Below are 17,684 nucleotides of genomic sequence, written 5' to 3' on the forward strand. Positions count from 1 at the left end.
GACCGAAATGAACGGGGCAGGTTCTCACAAGCGCATCGAGAAATCAGGAATCTTCGGGACGAACCACCATCACCGGGCACTGCGCGGAAGCGATCAGCGTGTTGCTGGTGGATCCCAGGAGCATTCCGCGGAATCCGCCGCGGCCTCGGCTACCGACAACGACGAGCTGTGCCCGAGCCGACCACTCGAGCAGGCGGCCACGCGGATTGTCGAGGTAGATCTCACGGCGAACCACGACGTCAGGGTACTTCTCGGACCATCCGGCAAGATTCTCGCTCAATACCGCATGCTCTTCTTCCTCGAGCGATGCCGGTGCCAGCGCGGCAGCGCGGGGATCTTCGAACGCTGCTGTTCCGAGGTCACTCCAGACGTGGACGGCTACCAGTTCTGCGCCGCGGAACGCCGCTTCCTCGAATGCCGCACCCACAGCCTGCGCGCTCAGCGCACTGCCGTCTACGCCCACGACGACGGGACCATCGGACGGTACGACGCCGTCACGTTCGCGCACAACGATGACGGGACACTTGCCGTGGCTCGCGACACCGACGGCGGTGTTGCCGAGTACCGCGGTGGCGGCTTTTCCGGACGACGATGCTCCCACGACGACCAGACGGGCTTTCGCGGAACTCTCGAGAAGCCACTGCGTCGGGCTACCGATGGCCATCTCGGTGTGAACGGTGACCGTCGGGGCGACCTCGGCGGCAAACTTCTCGGCGTCGCCGAGTACGGCTTTTCCGGCCTCTTCCACCCACTCGTACACGCCACCCGCGTCGATGTACGGGCCGCCGAATCCGTACGGCGCAAAGTCGAGCGCGTGAATGATATCGAGACGCAATTCTCGCTGCGCGGCAATTTTCGCAGCTTCCCGGAGCGCGGTCGACGCGGTGTCCGATCCGTCGATTCCGACGACGACATTGTTGTGTTCGCGTGAACTCATGTGCCCACCTTCCGTAAGAAGTAATCGAGCCACTTCCACTCTAACCATCGCAATTACGACATGGTTTCCGGGTCGAATCCATCCCTGTTTCGATGACCAAGGTCCCCGAAACTGTTGATGGGGAGTTGAATTAGCGAGCCCGAATCAGTCCCACAAGTGAACTGGATTACCGCTGCGCATGTTTTCGATATATGCCCGCATCATCTCGGCAAGAGCGGCAGTTCGATCGAGTCCTGCGGCCTCACCGGCGACGACGCGTCCCCGCTGCCACGCCGCACCGGTTTGCCGGTTGAGACACCGGCCTTCGATGACGCCGAGGTACTTCTCACGCGCTGCACTCGACAACCCGAAGTCGGCCAAGCCTTCGTCCGCGAGGGGAAGTAGCCGTCGCAGGATCAATTCGTCCGCACCGACCCAGCCCATGCCCGGCCAGTACAGCATTGCGTCCAGCCCGTGCTTGGCGCCGATGTGCAGGTTCTCTTCTGCGGCATGGAAAGACATCTGCGACCACAGTGGGCGATCCGCGTTGACGAGCGCCCGCACTGTTCCGTAGTAGAACGCGGCGTTTGCCATGATGTCGAGTACGGTGGGCCCGGCCGGCAGCACTCGATTCTCGATCCGCAAGTGCGGCTTGCCATCCGAGCAGTCGTACACCGGACGATTCCAGCGGTAGACGGTTCCGTTGTGCATCTGGAGTTCTTTCAACTCCGGAATTCCGCCTGCCGCAAGAACCTCCAGGGGATCCGCATCGGAGACGTCTGGTAGCAGCGCCGGGAAGTATCGCGAATTCTCCTCGAAGAGATCGAGAACCGAATGTATCCAGCGTTCCCCGAACCAGACGCGTGGTCGCACTCCCTGATTCTTGAGTTCGAGTGTTCTGGTGTCCGTGGCCTGTTCGAAGATCGGTATCCGAGATTCATGCCACAGCGCCTTGCCTGCCAGGAATGGCGAGTTGGCGGCCAGCGCCACCTGCGGCCCGGCCAGGCACTGTGCCGCGTTCCAGTGCGGCGCAAACTCTTCGGGAGAAACCCGAAGGTGCAACTGCATCGACGTGCATGCCGCCTCGGGAACCACCGAATTGGTATCGGCGCGTAGCACTTCCACTGGCCCACCGGAAAGTGCGACACCCTCTACGTCGAGTTCGATGTCTTCACCACGCGCTGCGAAGATCTGCTCGTTGAGTAATTCGTAGCGCGGATTCGCGGTAATCCACTCGCGGTCGAGGTGCTCGAGCTGGAGCGTCGGCAGCATCCCGATCATCACCATCTCGGCGTCGTGCTCATGGATGCGAGCGTCCGCGATCGCGAGTGAACTGCGCAGTTTTTCTTCGAGCTCGAATGTGTTGTCGCCGGTCAGTGGGCCAGGTTCGACATTCATCTCGACGTTGAACTGCCCGAGTTCTGTTTGAAACACCGCGTCGTCGTCGATGGCGTCGAGCACTGCAAGGTTGGACATCGCCGGCAGCATGTCGCCGGCTACGAGGTTGAACTCGATCTCCATTCCCAGCAGCGGGTCGGGTTTCTCGACGGCGTCCCTGAAGTCGCCGCGATCGAGCATCTGCTTCATGGCGTCGACGCACAATCGCACCTTCTTGCGGAACACCCGCCGGTCGGCCCTCGTGAACATTCGTGCTTGAACTTCTGCGCCCATATCCGATCCCCCTCCTTCGCGATCAACCACCGAAGGTCGTCTTCCGCAAGGCTAACCGGCCGACTCCCGACCACAACCCGAACCGAGCATGAAAAGACTGCAGGGCACCGGAATTAACTCCGATGCCCTGCAGGTCCGCAAAAGATTTTCCCTACGAGTTGTCCACCCAGGTCACTGCCACGCCGCGCGCCTTCAGCCAGATGGCCGGATCAACCTTGGCGCCGTTTTCCGCAACCTCGAAGTGCAGGTGCGGGCCGGTGGACTGGCCGCGGTTACCGACGGTAGCGATCTGCTGGCCGGCGGCTACGCGCTGGCCCACTGCAACCTGGTAGTCGTTGACGTGTCCGTATGTGGTGACTGCGCCGTCGTCGTGCTGGATGCGCACCCAGAGACCGAAGCCCGAGGCCGGACCGGCGTCGATGACCTGACCGGACGCAGCCGCGAGAACCGGAGTTCCGATCGGGGCCGCGATGTCCAGACCGCCGTGGTGCGCGCCCCAACGGTTACCGAACGTGGAGGTGAGCGTTCCGGAAACAGGCTGAACGGTGCCGCTGTTCGACGAAACCGGGTTGAACGAGCCGGTGAACTGCTGCACCTGTGCGTTCACCTGTGCCACGAGGTCGGGAAGTTCGGGAACCTCGATGCCCGCCGCCGGCGGGAGCCCAAGATTCGACAGCTCGGCTGGGATCTCGATGCCCTCGGGAAGCAATCCCTGCGGAATCTCGAATCCGGCGATGTTCTGGGTGGCCGGGGCTGCCGCTGCGGTGCCTGCACCCATCTGACCTGCGCCGACGAGCAGTGCGCCCGTGGCTGCAGCTACAACACCAGCCTTGACGCCTGCGCCCGGGCCAGCCGACGGAACGCGGTGACGTCCACTCGCTGCGTCTGGATCGATCTCGAATGCAGCAATGGAATTGTCCGTGCGGTGGTGGTCTCCCACAGTTTTTACCCTGTCAGTCGTCGGCTTGCAGCAGTCCTCGAACGAAGCCCGCTCCTCTGTCTTGCCGACGAATGTAACAGTTTGATCAAGGAAACCGCCACCGTTACACGTTCTTGACCAAACTATTTTTCGTCCGTCTGTCGACTCGCATCCAGTTCTGCCCGGAATGCCTCGTATCGCGCGCGGTGCGCGGGCCGGCGACGAATAATCGCCCACGCGATTCCGAGTGCGACAAACCAGATCGGGGTGACGAGCAGCGCCTGCAGCGTGTCGTCCTTGGTGGTCAGTGCCCACAAGATGAACACGAAGAAAGCCAGCACAACCCAGCACATCACGATGCCGCCTGGCATCTTGAACTTCGACGCCTCGTGCAGGTGCGGGCGACGCTTCCGGTACACCAAGTAGCTCGCCAGGATGATCGTCCACACGAACATGAAGAGCAGTGCGGAGATTGTGGTCACAACGGTGAATGCCTCGATCACCGAGTCACCGGAGAACAGCAGGATCAACGACGCGAGCAGGAAGATGCACGAGAACATCAGGGCATTCGCGGGGACCTTGCGCGAGTTCAGCTTGCCGAGGGCCTTCGGTGCGTCGCCCTCCTGAGCCAGGCCGAACACCATGCGTGAGGTCGAGTAGATGCCCGAGTTCGCCGACGATGCCGCCGACGTCAGCACCACGAAGTTGATGACCGACGCGGCGATACCCAAGCCGGCGAGCGTGAACATCGCGACGAACGGACTCTTGTCCGCTTGGATCTCACGCCACGGCGTCACACAGATGATGACGGTCAGTGCGACCACGTAGAACAGCAGCACACGAATGGGGATGGAGTTGATGGCCTTCGGGAGGTTCTTCTCCGGATCCTTGGCCTCGGCCGCCGTCGTACCCACCAATTCGATACCCACAAACGCAAACACTGCGATCTGGAAGCCCGCGACAAACCCCATGAAGCCGGTCGGGAACATACCGCCGTCGTTCCAGAGATTGTCGACGCCGGAGGTGGCGCCGTTGGGCGCGGTGAACCCGGAGACGACCATCACGATGCCGACGATGATCAAGCTGACGATGGCGATGATCTTGATCAGCGCGAACCAGAACTCGGTTTCACCGAATGCCTTCACCGTCGGCAGATTGAGAAGGAGCAATGCAGCGATGGTCAGCAGCGCCGGAATCCACGCGGCCAACCCCGGCCACCAGTACTTGAAGTAGCCCGAGATCGCGATCACGTCCGCGATGCCGGTGACGATCCAGCAGAACCAATACGTCCAGCCGGTGAAGAATCCCGCCCACGGCCCCAGGAGATCAGCAGCGAAGTCGGAGAACGACTTGTACGACATATTGGAGAGCAGCAACTCCCCCATCGCCCGCATGACGAAGAAGAGCATGAAGCCGATGATCATGTACACGAAGATCACCGACGGCCCGGCCAGCGAGATCGTCTTGCCCGAACCCATGAACAGGCCGGTGCCGATGGCGCCGCCGATCGCGATCAGCTGGATGTGACGATTGGACAGCTGACGCGACAAGTGGGGGTCGTCACCCGCCGATTTGCTTCGGTCAACGTGGTTCACGTGGTCGGACACGGAGAATCCCCCTGGTCATTCGGCGCGGGCCGAGAGCGACGAACACTGCCCTTCGACACGAACTTCGGAAAATGTGCCCTCCCAAAGTACGCGCGCCCCGCCGCATAATGCGCATCGGAAACCCTGCGCCGATAACCTTGGTCGGTGAACACTGACAGCACCGACTCCCGAAACGGGCATATCGCCGCAACATTGTTCGACTTCTCGGGGACGCTCTTCCGGCTCGAGGAAGATTCCGACTGGGCCGAACATTTTGTCGATCACGCCGGCGTGCCGATGGACGTGCACGCTCAAACCGAGCTGATGCGCCGGATGACCGCTCCGGTCGGGCGAACCGTCGAGATGGACGAAGCGGGACTGTACGCGTGGGAGAACCGTGACCGGGATCCGAAGCTGCACCGTCAGGCTTACCTCGACGTGTTGAGCAAGTCCGGCATGCCAGATCTCGGTCGCGCCGAAGCGCTGTACGGGTTGCTCGTGGACCCGGATCGGTGGACTCCGTACCCGGATACCGGCGAGGTACTGAAGTCACTGTCGGAGAAGGGCATTCGCACCGCAGTCTTGAGCAACATCGCCTTCGACATCCGCCCGGCGTTTGTCGACCGCGGCTGGGACGTGTGGGTCGACGAGTTCGTGTTGTCCTTCGAGGTGGGTGCGGTCAAGCCCGAACCTGCCATATTCGAGCACGCACTTGCGCAACTCGACGTGGACGCCGCCCAGACCTTGATGATCGGAGACAGTGATGTCGCCGACGGTGCCGCACGCGATATCGGGTGCCAGTTCGCTCTCGTCGATCCACTCCCGACGTCCGAACGTCCGCACGCGCTACTCGACGCGGTGCGGAAGTTCGGGCTGATCTGAGCGATCAGCAGTCGAACTGGGCGAGAGCGTGGATCTGTTCCCGCGTCGACGGATACAGCGTCAACCACGTTTGATACAAATCCTCGTACATCGCCCGGTTGGCTGCGTTCGGCACTACTTCGTGCGACAGAGTCGTCCAATCGGTATCCGGCGCAACAAGTCCGGTACCGATCGCAGCCAACAGAGCGTCGCCGTAGCTGGCGCCGATGGTCTGAGTCGGAACCAACTGCGTGTGTCCGGTGATGTCGCTGATCGCCTGTGTCCAGACGCGACTCTTGACGCCACCTCCCACCGCGATCGTGCGCCGGACGGGTTCATCTGTGTCACCGAACATTTCGAGTATCTGGCGGATTCCGAAGGCAATACCTTCATAGGTGGCCCGAAACAGATGCCCCCGGCCGTGTCGCAATGACAGTCCGGCAACGACGCCTCTGGCTTTGGGGTCGAACACGGGAGTACGTTCGCCGGCGAAGTACGGCAGGATCAACAGCCCTTCGGCGCCGGCGGGCACGGCCGCGGCCTCGGCGAGCAACTGCTCGAATGGTGCATCGCCGGTGAGCTTGTGAAGCCACTCGATCAGACTTCCGGCAGTGGATGTTCCGGCAGCAAGTGCCAAGGTGTCCTTCTGAACGCCCGCGGTTGTCCACAGTGCCGGATTGCTCTGAAACTTCTCGAGTATCTGAACCAGGAACATCGTTGATCCGTACATCAACATGAGATCACCGGGATGACGGGCGCCCACACTGAATCCCTCGGAGAATGCGTCGACCGTTCCCGCGACAACGGGCGTCCCGACGGGCAGTCCGGTCTGCTCGGACGCATCAGCATGTACCAATCCGACAACATCGCTCGGCCACACCAATCGAGGGCACTCGAGATGGCCGAGAACACGATCCAGCCAATCGGATTTCCAGCTGAAGTCTCGGACCGAATAGAGCGGATCACACTGACTGGCCGTGTGATGATCCTGGATGTACTCACCGGTCAGCTTTGCGGCGATGTACGAATTCGACCCGTACCACCGAGTCGCCGCGGCAAAAATCTCCGGTTCATGGATGCGCACCCACTCGATCTTCGGCCCGACGGCCTGACTCGAGAGAAGTTTGCCACCACAATCGAGTATTGCCTTTTCGCCGAATAATTCGGTCAGCGAGGCCACTTCTGCGGATGCTCGACTGTCGATTCCGTACAGAATGGCCGGACGAAGGGGTCGAAGTTCACTGTCGCACAACACAAGTGCCGGGCCGACACCGCTGACACAGACACCTGCAACGTTGGCAGATCTGGGAACTTGTGCCACAAGACGTTTGGAGATCGAACACACCTCGGACCACCACATCTTCTCGGCGTCCACCTCGGCCCACCCGGGCCTGGGCATCGAGATCTGATGGTCGATCTGCTCGGTTGCCAGGACCACGCCGTCCGGGGTGACCAAAACCCCTTTGCTGCTGGCCGTTCCCATGTCCATGCCTACCAACAAGTCCACGAAAGAACCCTAGCTGAGTTGGCCTCTACACACCCTCGGTGAGCTCGCGCAGCGATGCGTAACGTTCCCGAACCTGCGGCGCCGGTGCAGCCTCGAAGCGCCTCTCCTCCGGTTTTGTCCATACCGGTGGACGCTCGCCGCCGAGCAGCGTCCAGGCAGCTTGCCTGCATGCGCCTTCCGCAACATATTCACCAGGATCGGGTATCACAACCGGGACTCCGAGAATTGCCGGCGCAATCTCACAGAGAGCGCGAGACTTCGCTCCGCCTCCTACGAGGAGAACGCGCTTCACCTCGACGCCTTGACGAACCAAATCGTCGACGCCGTCGGCCAAGCCGCACAGGAGCCCTTCGACTGCGGCGCGCGCGAAATGCGCCGGCGTCGAATTTTGGAGCCGAAACCCGTGCATAGCCCCGGTCGCGTCGGGACGGTTGGGGGTTCGTTCACCCTCGAAGTACGGAATCATCACCAGGCCGTCACTCCCGAGCGGGGCGGACAATGCCAAACGAGACAGTTCGTCGTGATCGACGCCGAGAATGGACGCGGTCGCGTCGAGAATCCGGGCGCCGTTGAGTGTGCACACAAGCGGCAGGTGCAGTCCGGTGGCGTCGGCAAAACCGGCAACATTGCCACTCGAATCGTGCGTCGGCGTGGCCGAAACTGCAGACACGACACCGGACGTTCCGATCGAAATGACCACGTCACCGGGAATCGCCCCCAAACCCAGTGCGGCTGCGGCATTGTCACCAGTTCCGGGGCCGATGACCGCGCCGGATCGAGTGATACCGATCTTCTCGTTCGGCGCCGCAACCCGGGGAACCTGTGGTGTTCGATCTCGGAAAGCCAGCGACAGCAGGTCCATCCGGTACTCACGCGTCGCGGCCGCGAAGTACCCCGTTCCACTCGCGTCACCAGCGTCGGTGGCCAGCGCGTCGAGCGAGACGGCGCCGCCCAATTTCCAGGACAGCCAATCGTGTGGAAGACACACTGCTGCAGTACGATCCGCATTGCCGGGTTCGTGATCCGCCAGCCAGCGCAGCTTGCTCGCGGTGATTGCGGCTACCGGCACAACGCCCACGGCGTCGGCCCACGCCTGTGGACCGCCCAGCTCGTCGACAAGTTCGCTCGCAGCCTGCGCGGAACGAGTGTCGTTCCACAGCAACGCCGGTCGCACTACATCGCCGTCGCCGTCCAGACACACCATGCCGTGTTGCTGCGCGCCCACAGACACCGCGGCGACGTCGTTCAGTCCACCCGCAGCAGCAATCGCACTGTCCATGGCCTCCAACCACCGCGCCGGGTCGATCTCGGTGCCTGCAGGATGCGTCGCGCGTCCCTCCCGGACCAATTCACCCGAATCGGCATCACGGACAATGACCTTGCACGACTGAGTCGAGGAATCGATACCGGCTACGAGCGTCACAGCGCGTCCTCTCTGAAGGACCTTCAGCTCGCGACTGCGACCGCGGGCATTCGGTTGCTGCGCTTACGCAGCGATCGCACATATTCTGCGCGTTCGGTCTCCGTCATTCCACCCCAGATGCCGTAAGGCTCGTGAACAGCCAGCGCATGTTCGCGGCACTGCTGAAGAACCGGGCAGCTGGAGCAGATCTTCTTTGCGTTGAGTTCGCGGTTCTCGCGGGCATGCCCACGCTCACCGTCGGGGTGGAAGTACACGGCCGAGTCGTGCCCGCGGCACGCTCCTTGCATCTGCCAGTCCCACACTTCAGTTGTCGGATTCGGCATCGGAAGGTGCTTGTGCATGATGGCGACCTCAATTCTTGATTCTGTGGACTTGATTCAGCAATGAAGAAGGATGTGGGTGGCCTACTGGCCGATCAACTCGACGTCTCGCTGACGCAACCGGTGCGCACACACCGTTGCGAGTTCGCTCGCCACAGGGGGATCCAGTGCGGCGTTGCCGTTGTCGAGGATGTTCTTCAATCTCCGGAAGTACTCGTGGGGCTCCAGACCGAAGGTGACAAAGATGTCCTCGTCCGGTCCGCCGTCGAACTTCTGCCATTTACGCGCGAAGTCGACAATCTCGTTCTGCGTGTCGGTGCGACTCATCGGGTTCTCCCCTAGGTTCGTGCGCCCTCTGACCTCGTACTGCGACCCACCCGAGAACGCGGTGCCCAGTGAGTCAAGACACAGCCTATGCCCACTTCTGCTTTTTCACAATACCTACTTACGTCTCCAAAAGACTAAAGTAATAAATCTTTTGCATCCTGAAGTAACGCTGAGAGAATGCTTGAATAGAAGGTATGACCCGACCGCCCATCACTCCCGCCACAGCCGGCGAGGTGTTCTCGCTGATCCGCGCAGGTTCCGCGACCACACGAAGCGAAATCGGGAAACTCACGGGACTTTCCCGGACCGCGGTGTCTGCCCGGGTAAGCGCGCTGCAGTCGATCGGCCTGATCGCGGACGACGACGAAGGCCCATCGACAGGTGGCCGTCCGCCTGCCACCTTGACGTTCGACAAGTCCGCTGGATTGGTGCTGGTTGTCGCGATCGGCCGCTCGCGTGCGCAATTGGCCGTCACAGACCTGTCCGGCGCCATCCTCACCGCGGAAGACATCGACAAATCGGTGGGCGTCGGGCCCGACGAACTGATGCCTGAGATCGCCGATCACCTGACGTCATTGCTGGCCCGAATCGGCCGCCCGCCTTCCGAAGTCATCGGAGTCGGGCTCAGCATCCCCGGGACGGTCGACGTCGCAGCCGGAGCCAGTCTCGATTCACCGATGATGTCGGGCTGGGACGGTGTTGCCCTTGCTCCCTACCTTGCATCGGTCACAGACGCGCCGTTGTTCGCCGACAACGACGCCAACGTCATGGCACTCGCGGAACTCAGCGAAAGGCGTGAAAGCGCACCGAATCTACTCATGATCAAAGCCTCAACCGGCCTTGGCGCGGGCATCGTTCTCGGCGGTGTACTGCAACGGGGTTCACTCGGCGCCGCCGGCGAGATCGGGCACACCAAAACCGCTGCCGCCAAGGACATCCAATGCCGCTGCGGTGACGTGGGTTGCGTCGAAACCGTCGCCAGCGGTTGGGCTCTCGTGCATGCACTCGAAGCCCAGGGCCGGGACGTCGGCCACGTCCGCGACGTCGTTCGGCTGGCCCTCGACGGCGACGGCGAAGCACGCCGGCTGATCCGTACCAGCGGCCGCCTCATCGGTGACGTGATCTCCGGCGCCGTCAATCTCCTCAACCCGGAAGTGCTTGTCATCGGCGGCGACATGGCCGAAGCCGACGAACTCTTCCTAGCCGGACTTCGAGAATCGGTCTACGGCAACGCAACTGCACTCGCCACACGCTCACTGCACATCGTGTCCGTCAGCCACGGAGCACAATCGGGAATCCTCGGCTGCGCAGTCCTGGTACTCGACAATCTCCTCAGTCCGCGGGAAATCGACCTGAAGATTGCCGACGCCGCCCGCTGAGGTTCAGCGCCGCCCGAGCAGGTCCAATACTTCAGGCACCTGTCGGCTTCGCGCGGTATGGGTTGTGCCGCTACACTGACTACCGCAGCTACGACGCCCAAGGCCCCGCGCCAACCGGTCAAGTAGCGGCACCAGCCCAACCGGCAAGCGAAAACCGCAGTACAACAGGGTTTTCATGCTTTACGGATGAGCTCCCCGCCCTCGTAGCTCAGGGGATAGAGCATTCCTCTCCTAAAGGAAGGGTCGCAGGTTCGAATCCTGCCGAGGGCACATTTATGCCCTTTCATCCAGGTCATAACATGTGCGCGACCTGCAACTCCGCCTAACCCGAGATCTCAACGAGTTGAAACGACGCGAACTGATCATTCGCGATGGATCGAAATTCCGGGCAAACTACGGGATCATTCGAGCGTTCCTCCCTGCGGTCGCCAGAGTGGACGAGTAGTTCGGACTGCACGACAAAAAGCCCCATCCCGCGCCAGAGAGATGGGGCTTTTCGGTCGTGGCAGCCTTACCGGCGCGGCATAACGAGCAATTCTGGGCGGATCAACAAGGGGCGAATCTGGCGTGACCTGCCGAGCGGGTCAGCCCGCGTCAAATCAATCTGCGCTCTAACATTGGGCAGTGGACATACACAAGTACGAGGGTCAGCCTCGCATCTCCGGGCGTCAACTCTCGTACGTCGCCTTCGCAGTGATCGTCATCGCGTACCTGGCAATTATTCAGTTCGGCGGCCGCCTCATCGCGGGTTGGAGCAACGAGGACGACACACTAACCACCCGTGGAGTCATCTTCACGATGGTGATCCCCTTGGGACTCGCCCTCATCTTTACCTACGGCGTCATCGCAGCTCTGGGTTGGTGGCGTCCAGTGCTCAAGGATGACCGACCGGTGAACCGCTGGGTGTGGGTCGTTCCTGCCATCCTGCTCGTCGCGATCCTCGTGGGCATCGACTACAGCGCACTCGCAGAGAAAGGCTGGCTGTTTGTCCTTGTCCTACTAATTGCCACGCAATTCGTCGGCTGGGGCGAAGAAGGAATGTTCCGCGGCATCGGAGTGACCATGCTGCGCAACCACGGACTCCGCGAAGGCCAGGTAGCCCTGTGGTCCAGTCTCATCTTCGGCGCCGTCCACCTCTCCAACGTCTTCGGACACGGCGCTTCCGCTGTCCCACAAGCAATCATTGTCAGCCTCGCTGGATACTTCTTCTACCTCACACGCCGAGTTTCGGGCAGTAACGCCCTGAACTCCGTACTCCACGGACTTTTCGACTTTGCTCTCATCAGCGGCAGCATCATCCTGTTGGACCAAACGTCGTACGTGGGCGCCTTCGCGCCAATCCTGGCCTACCCCATCATCGCCATTGTCCTACTCGTCAAACGGCACAAGATCGAACCTTCACAACCCACCGACAATCAGACGATCGCATCCAGCACCTAGACAGATCCTTCCCTGACGCGGCGCACCGGATCCATACCGATTCGCTCCAGCGCGAGTTGTCCGTCTCCCTCGCCGCCTAAACTGCCTGCATTCAATTTTGAACCCGCGACAGGAAGGGTCGCAGGTTCAAATCCTGACGAGGGCACCAGATGGGATTCTCGTTTCACCCATTCCGGGCCGCATGTCATGCTGAAACCATGACGCCCTCAGCCGCCATGAGTACTCCCCCGAAGAACATGTCTTTGATCCCGGGCGGAACCTTCTGGATGGGTTCCGAGGACTTCTACCCGGAAGAACGCCCCGTTCACCAGGTGAGCGTCGACAGTTTCTGGATGGATACGACGGCCGTCACCGTGGCCGAGTTCCGACGATTCGTCAAAGCAACAGGACATGTCACGACGGCGGAGGTCGCGCCCGATCCGGCCGACTACCCCGATGCCGACCCGGCACTGCTGGTGCCTGGTTCTCTGGTCTTCCACTCACCGCCAGGACCGGTCTCCTTGGACGACTACACCCAGTGGTGGACCTTCACACCCGGCGCGGATTGGCGGCACCCGGAAGGCCCGAGCAGCAATGTCGGTGGTCGCGAGAAACATCCCGTGACACACGTGTCGTACTTCGACGCGCAGGCATATGCCCAGTGGGCCGGCAAGGAACTTCCCACCGAAGCGGAGTGGGAGTACGCGGCGCGCGGTGGCCTCGATCGCAAGGCTTACGTGTGGGGCGACGAGGACTCTCCTGGCGGAAAGCCCGGTGGCAACGTGTGGCAAGGCCAGTTCCCGTGGGAGAACCTGCTCGAAGACGGCTACGAACGCACCGCTCCCGTTGGAAAATTCCGCCCAAATGGCTACGGCCTCCTCGATATGGCCGGCAACGTCTGGGAATGGACAGCGGATCACTACACGTCCGACCACGCCCACAGCACCAAGAATCTGGCACCGGCCACCTCGTGCTGCATCCCTCGCAATCCGCGCGCCGAGCTTGCAACGGAAACCGTTGCGGGAGAATCCTATCCGCTGCGAGTTATCAAAGGTGGGTCACATCTGTGTGCACCCAACTACTGCCTGCGCTACCGGCCGGCCGCGCGGCAGAGCGAGTCCGAAGAGTCCTCGACCTGCCACGTCGGCTTCCGGTGCGTCGTGCGAATTCCGCAGGAGTAGATCAGAAGGGTGCGTCGCCGAGAATCGCGACGCGCTCCATGATCCGTCGATGCGGGAAATAGTCACTGGCCGCGTAGTGCTGCGTTGCCCGGTTATCCCAGAACGCAATGGAATTAGCTGCCCACTTGAAACGGCACTGGAAATCCGGAACCTTGACCTGCGCGAACAGCAGGTTGAGCAGGTCGTTGCCTTCCTGCGGATCCATGTCCGGAATATGCGTGGTGAAGAGGCTGTTCACAAACAGCGTTTTGCGGCCCGTCTCGGGGTGCTTGCGCACCATCGGATGCAGGACCGGCGGGTACTGCTCCTTCATCTTCTCGAGCTTTTCGGGCGACATGCTGCGGCCGAAGGACGGAACGAAGTCGTGGACCGCCTCGCGTCCGTCGATCAGCTCCTTGACCTCGTCAGGAAGGCAATCGAACGCGTTGCCCATGTCGGCCCACAGGGTGTCGCCACCGGCCGGCGGAACATCGATCGCACGCAGGACAGAGCCTAGCGGCGGTGTCTTCGTCCAGGTCACGTCGACGTGCCAGATGTTTTCGGTGCCTGGGCTGTCCTCGCCGCGTTCGAATCGAACCACGGCCGGAACTTCACCCTGTGGGAGCAGTGGGTGAACTTCGAGTTCGCCCCAATTGCTGGCAAAGTCACGGTGATTGAGACTCGAGATGTTCTGGTCGCGGAAGAACACAACCTTCCATTCGAGCAATGCACGACGAACGTCGTCGATCTGCTCGGCCGACGGATCACGCAGATCGATGTTGCTGATCTCAGCGCCGATGAACGGTGTGACCGGGGTGAGAGTGAAACGCTCGTACGGCATCGACTCGACACCTTCGGGATTACGACGCATCCCGCGAGGTCCGAATTCGATTGTGTGATTGCCGATTTGAACTGTACGAGACGACGTGAGTGCAGCCATGAAAATAGCTCCGTTTCGATTTACGTGTTGACTCGCGCGTCAGTGGACTGCGCGATCTTGCTTCGGGTTCGTGTGTGCTCACTCTGCGGAGCCAGCAGTGCCGCAACCATGAGGTCGACCAGATGGTCGACAGTTGTGTCGAAATCCGCCTTCACCACGGGATTTCCCTCTTCACGCCGCTGCTCGAAAACAGCAAGCGCGGCGACGGTCATGTTGGACATCAGGTCGATCCGCTCGACAGCGACACGACGCGAGAGGTGGTTCAGTGCCCGTGTCAGCCGCGAGACAACTTCGTTGTTCGCCTCGCTGACCTCACGGAACTCGACACTTTGTGTATCGACCGAGGGCGAGACCCTGGCGATGAACCGCGCATAGTTCGATCCGTCGGCAGTGGCAAGGAAATCTGCAAGAGGGTAAATGAACGCCTCGACCAAAGCTCGAACCGTATCCGTACGCCCACTCGAGTCGATGTCGTCGAGGTACGTCAGACGCGCAATGTTGATCTGACCCATCCGATACCGGAACACGGCCAGCACCAAGCCGTCCCGACCACCGAAGTGATACTGAACCGCAGAGTTGTTGCGTTGCCCCGCTGCTGCCGCGACATCGCGCATCGACACCTCGTGAATGCCACGTTCGGCAAACATGCGTTCTGCGACGGCGATCATTGCACTCTTGGCATCTGACGAGCTGGGCATGAGATGGAGCATATAAGTCAGTGCCTTAAAACTGCAACCCTAATTGCCGTCCGCCTTTATTAACCGCCGGGGGTTAACAAAGGCGCACAGCGGGGATCGAATCCCACTCAACGAGAACTTGCCATTGAATGCGACATCGGGAGTTACGCTGCAGATTAAGTCATCTACTTAATTCTCGGCCTCGATACAGCCAGGAGCCCGCTTGTGAATCGTCATTCCATCCCGATCATCCCCGAGACGCCGAACGTCGCCGCATCCGTCGACTACCGAGACCAGAAAGTGCCATTCACCCGGCCAGAGCCGATTCGCCCGCCGGCCGGGGCACCCAACGTTCTGCTCGTCATGATCGACGATGTCGGATTCGGCGCCCCCTCCGCTTTTGGTGGCCCGTGCCGTACCCCGACGGCTGAACGCCTGGCAGACACCGGCGTCAAGTACAGCCGATTCCACACGGCCGCACTGTGTTCACCAACCCGAGCTGCCACTCTGACAGGCCGCAATCATCACAGCGTCGGCATGGGTGTCATCTCCGAGATGGCAAACGCCGCACCCGGATACAACGGAACCCGGCCGGCCTCGGCGGCCACCGTTGCTCGCATTTTGCAGGGAAATGGTTACGCTACGGGCGCTTTCGGCAAGATGCACCAGACTCCGACCTGGGAGACCACAGCGGCGGGGCCGTTCGATCGTTGGCCGGTACGCGAAGGGTTCGACAAATTCTACGGCTTTCTGGGCGCCGAGTCCGACCAGTTCACACCGGTTCTCTACGAGGACTTCACGATGGTGGACCTGCCCAAGACACCGCAGGAGGGCTATCACCTCTCCGAGGATCTGGTCGATCACGCAATCGAGTGGGTCGAGGGCGTCAACACCATGGACCCGGACAAGCCGTGGTTCTGCTACCTCCCCTTCGGCGCGTGCCATGCGCCCCTTCAGGTTCCGGACAGTTACCTGAACAAGTACGTCGGCGAATTCGATCACGGATGGGATCGCCAGCGAGAGATCACTCTCGAAAAGCAGAAGGAACTGGGCGTCGTCGGGCCAGATACCGTCCTGGCTCCGTGGGCACCGGGCGTTCCACACTGGGATGAGCTCGATGACGACCAGAAGAAGGTCTCGGCCCGGCTCATGGAGTTGTACGCCGCGTTCCTCGAGCACACCGACGACGAGGTCGGGCGACTGGTGGATCGCCTGCAGGACATGGGCGTTCTGGACAACACCCTCGTCCTCTACATGATGGGTGACAACGGAGCCTCGGCCGAAGGCGGCATGGAGGGTTCGTTCAACTACCTCGCCGGGCTCAACGGCTACAAGACCGCGACCGCAGACGTGCTCGCCCGGTACGACGAACTGGGTACCGAAACCAGCTATCCGCACTACCCGGCTGCCTGGGCACTAGCGCTCGACACCCCGTACCAGTGGGCCAAGCAGGTTGCCTCTCACTACGGTGGAACCCGCAACGGCTTGATCGCGCACTGGCCCAAGGGAATCGAGAATCCCGGAATCCGTGAACAGTGGCACCATTGCGTCGACATCACCCCGACGATCCTCGAAGCTGCCGGCATCCCGGCCCCGACAAGCGTCGACGGTGTAACGCAGAAACCGATGGAAGGTGTAGCGATGAACTACACCTTCGATGATCCAGCGGCCGACGAGCGGCACACCACACAGTATTTCGAGATCTTCGGAAACCGCGGCATCTACGATCACGGTTGGACCGCAGTCACCGCGCACCGTGCCCCGTGGCTGATGGCAACGCACGGACTGGAACTGACGTCGCTGAGCGACGACAAGTGGGAGTTGTACGACACGACGGTCGATTGGTCGCAGGCCCGTGACCTCGCGGACGAACATCCCGAGATCCTCGCGCGACTCAAGGAAAAGTTCCTGGTCGAGGCCGCCAAGTACCAGGTGCTGCCTCTCGACGACCGTACCGTCGGACGGCATTCGACACCGGAATCACGTCCGCCGCATCCCATGATGGGCCGCAAATCGCTGACGCTGTACCCGCACATGAACGGGCTGGTCGAGAAGGCAGCACCCAACTTCTTCAACCGCTCGTACGCATTGACCGCCAACCTGGGCAGCGTCGCCGACGGCATGCTTGTCAGCCTCGGTGGCCGGTTCGGCGGATTCGCTCTGTACATCATCGATTCCGTCCCCGTGTACTGCTACAACTTCAGCGGTGGTGGCCGTACCTTCGTGCGCGCCGAGAAGCCCCTGTCCCCCGACGTCAAGGAAGTTTCGGTCAATTTCGACTACGACGGCGGTGGTATCGGCAAAGGCGGTCTCGCGACGGTGCGCGTCGACGGCGAGGTTGTCGCGGAGGGCAGGGTCGACAAGACCACCCGGGCGATCTTCAGCATGAACGAGCAGCTGGATATCGGAATCAACCGTGGCAGCCCGGTTTCCGAGGAATTCGCGGAGAAGGGCACGTTCCGCTACGGCGGCAAACTCAACAGCGTGACCATCGACTTGCTTCCGACGCGTGATGTTGTGTCCGCGCAGGAGCGCGAGAAGATTTCGCTGGCCGTGCACTAGGCCGCAGGGCAATTGTG

Annotated in this window: 15 protein-coding genes and 1 tRNA gene; 6 read left to right on the forward strand and 10 right to left on the reverse strand. The window is 61.4% G+C overall.

Going from position 1 to position 17,684, the window contains the following annotated elements:
• Positions 1–43 precede the first annotated feature (43 nt).
• From KYT97_RS29505 to cycA, 4 genes are all read right to left on the reverse strand, one after another.
• Positions 44–937: a universal stress protein gene (locus KYT97_RS29505; protein WP_033234184.1), complete on the reverse strand. Its 894-nt coding sequence runs from the start codon at positions 935–937 to the stop codon at positions 44–46.
• 144 nt (positions 938–1,081) lie between these two features.
• A complete protein-coding gene (locus KYT97_RS29510; RefSeq protein ID WP_033234183.1) occupies positions 1,082–2,587 on the reverse strand; it encodes a glutamate-cysteine ligase family protein in 1,506 nt (501 codons plus the stop codon).
• A gap of 151 nt (positions 2,588–2,738) precedes the next feature.
• Complete coding sequence (locus KYT97_RS29515; protein ID WP_033234182.1) at positions 2,739–3,527, reverse strand: M23 family metallopeptidase; 789 nt, start codon at positions 3,525–3,527, stop codon at positions 2,739–2,741.
• A 122-nt stretch (positions 3,528–3,649) separates the two neighbouring features.
• The gene (cycA, locus tag KYT97_RS29520; protein ID WP_033234181.1) at positions 3,650–5,113 is read right to left on the reverse strand and encodes a D-serine/D-alanine/glycine transporter; all 1,464 of its coding nucleotides are present in this window, start codon (positions 5,111–5,113) and stop codon (positions 3,650–3,652) included.
• A 144-nt stretch (positions 5,114–5,257) separates the two neighbouring features.
• Here cycA and KYT97_RS29525 point away from each other — a divergent pair, with 144 nt between their 5' ends.
• The gene (locus KYT97_RS29525) at positions 5,258–5,974 is read left to right on the forward strand and encodes an HAD family hydrolase (protein WP_092806722.1); all 717 of its coding nucleotides are present in this window, start codon (positions 5,258–5,260) and stop codon (positions 5,972–5,974) included.
• 4 nt (positions 5,975–5,978) lie between these two features.
• Here the strand turns inward: KYT97_RS29525 and KYT97_RS29530 are convergent, their stop codons facing one another.
• The 4 genes from KYT97_RS29530 to KYT97_RS29545 all read right to left on the reverse strand — a co-directional run bounded on the left by KYT97_RS29530 (position 5,979) and on the right by KYT97_RS29545 (position 9,530).
• Complete coding sequence (locus KYT97_RS29530) at positions 5,979–7,460, reverse strand: FGGY-family carbohydrate kinase (protein ID WP_095888415.1); 1,482 nt, start codon at positions 7,458–7,460, stop codon at positions 5,979–5,981.
• A 25-nt stretch (positions 7,461–7,485) separates the two neighbouring features.
• Positions 7,486–8,883 carry a xylulokinase gene (gene xylB / locus KYT97_RS29535; protein ID WP_033234178.1) on the reverse strand — a complete coding sequence of 466 codons (1,398 nt, stop codon included), beginning with the start codon at positions 8,881–8,883 and terminating at the stop codon, positions 7,486–7,488.
• Between the two features lie 23 nt (positions 8,884–8,906).
• Positions 8,907–9,224 (reverse strand): WhiB family transcriptional regulator, encoded by a 318-nt coding sequence (locus KYT97_RS29540; protein ID WP_033234177.1) that lies wholly within the window; start codon positions 9,222–9,224, stop codon positions 8,907–8,909.
• A 63-nt stretch (positions 9,225–9,287) separates the two neighbouring features.
• Positions 9,288–9,530, reverse strand: a complete 243-nt coding sequence (locus KYT97_RS29545; protein ID WP_033234176.1) for a DUF3263 domain-containing protein — start codon at positions 9,528–9,530, stop codon at positions 9,288–9,290.
• Between the two features lie 194 nt (positions 9,531–9,724).
• On the opposite strand from KYT97_RS29545, the gene KYT97_RS29550 reads away from it, so the two are divergent.
• From KYT97_RS29550 to KYT97_RS29565, 4 genes are all read left to right on the forward strand, one after another.
• Positions 9,725–10,909: an ROK family protein gene (locus tag KYT97_RS29550; protein ID WP_033234175.1), complete on the forward strand. Its 1,185-nt coding sequence runs from the start codon at positions 9,725–9,727 to the stop codon at positions 10,907–10,909.
• A gap of 197 nt (positions 10,910–11,106) precedes the next feature.
• A tRNA-Arg gene (locus KYT97_RS29555) sits at positions 11,107–11,179 on the forward strand.
• 354 nt (positions 11,180–11,533) lie between these two features.
• Positions 11,534–12,349: a CPBP family intramembrane glutamic endopeptidase gene (locus tag KYT97_RS29560; protein WP_230590125.1), complete on the forward strand. Its 816-nt coding sequence runs from the start codon at positions 11,534–11,536 to the stop codon at positions 12,347–12,349.
• 197 nt (positions 12,350–12,546) lie between these two features.
• Complete coding sequence (locus KYT97_RS29565; protein ID WP_033234174.1) at positions 12,547–13,509, forward strand: formylglycine-generating enzyme family protein; 963 nt, start codon at positions 12,547–12,549, stop codon at positions 13,507–13,509.
• A gap of 1 nt (position 13,510) precedes the next feature.
• On the opposite strand, the gene KYT97_RS29570 is transcribed toward KYT97_RS29565, so the two are convergent.
• Positions 13,511–14,428 carry a TauD/TfdA dioxygenase family protein gene (locus KYT97_RS29570; RefSeq protein ID WP_033234173.1) on the reverse strand — a complete coding sequence of 306 codons (918 nt, stop codon included), beginning with the start codon at positions 14,426–14,428 and terminating at the stop codon, positions 13,511–13,513.
• A gap of 20 nt (positions 14,429–14,448) precedes the next feature.
• Positions 14,449–15,126, reverse strand: a complete 678-nt coding sequence (locus tag KYT97_RS29575; RefSeq protein WP_033234383.1) for a TetR family transcriptional regulator — start codon at positions 15,124–15,126, stop codon at positions 14,449–14,451.
• A gap of 204 nt (positions 15,127–15,330) precedes the next feature.
• Here KYT97_RS29575 and KYT97_RS29580 point away from each other — a divergent pair, with 204 nt between their 5' ends.
• Positions 15,331–17,667 (forward strand): arylsulfatase, encoded by a 2,337-nt coding sequence (locus KYT97_RS29580; RefSeq protein WP_219111457.1) that lies wholly within the window; start codon positions 15,331–15,333, stop codon positions 17,665–17,667.
• Positions 17,668–17,684: the final 17 nt, after the last annotated feature.

The sequence above is a fragment of the Rhodococcus globerulus genome (assembly GCF_019334125.1).
In the GTDB taxonomy this organism is placed as follows: Bacteria; Actinomycetota; Actinomycetes; order Mycobacteriales; family Mycobacteriaceae; genus Rhodococcus_F; species Rhodococcus_F globerula.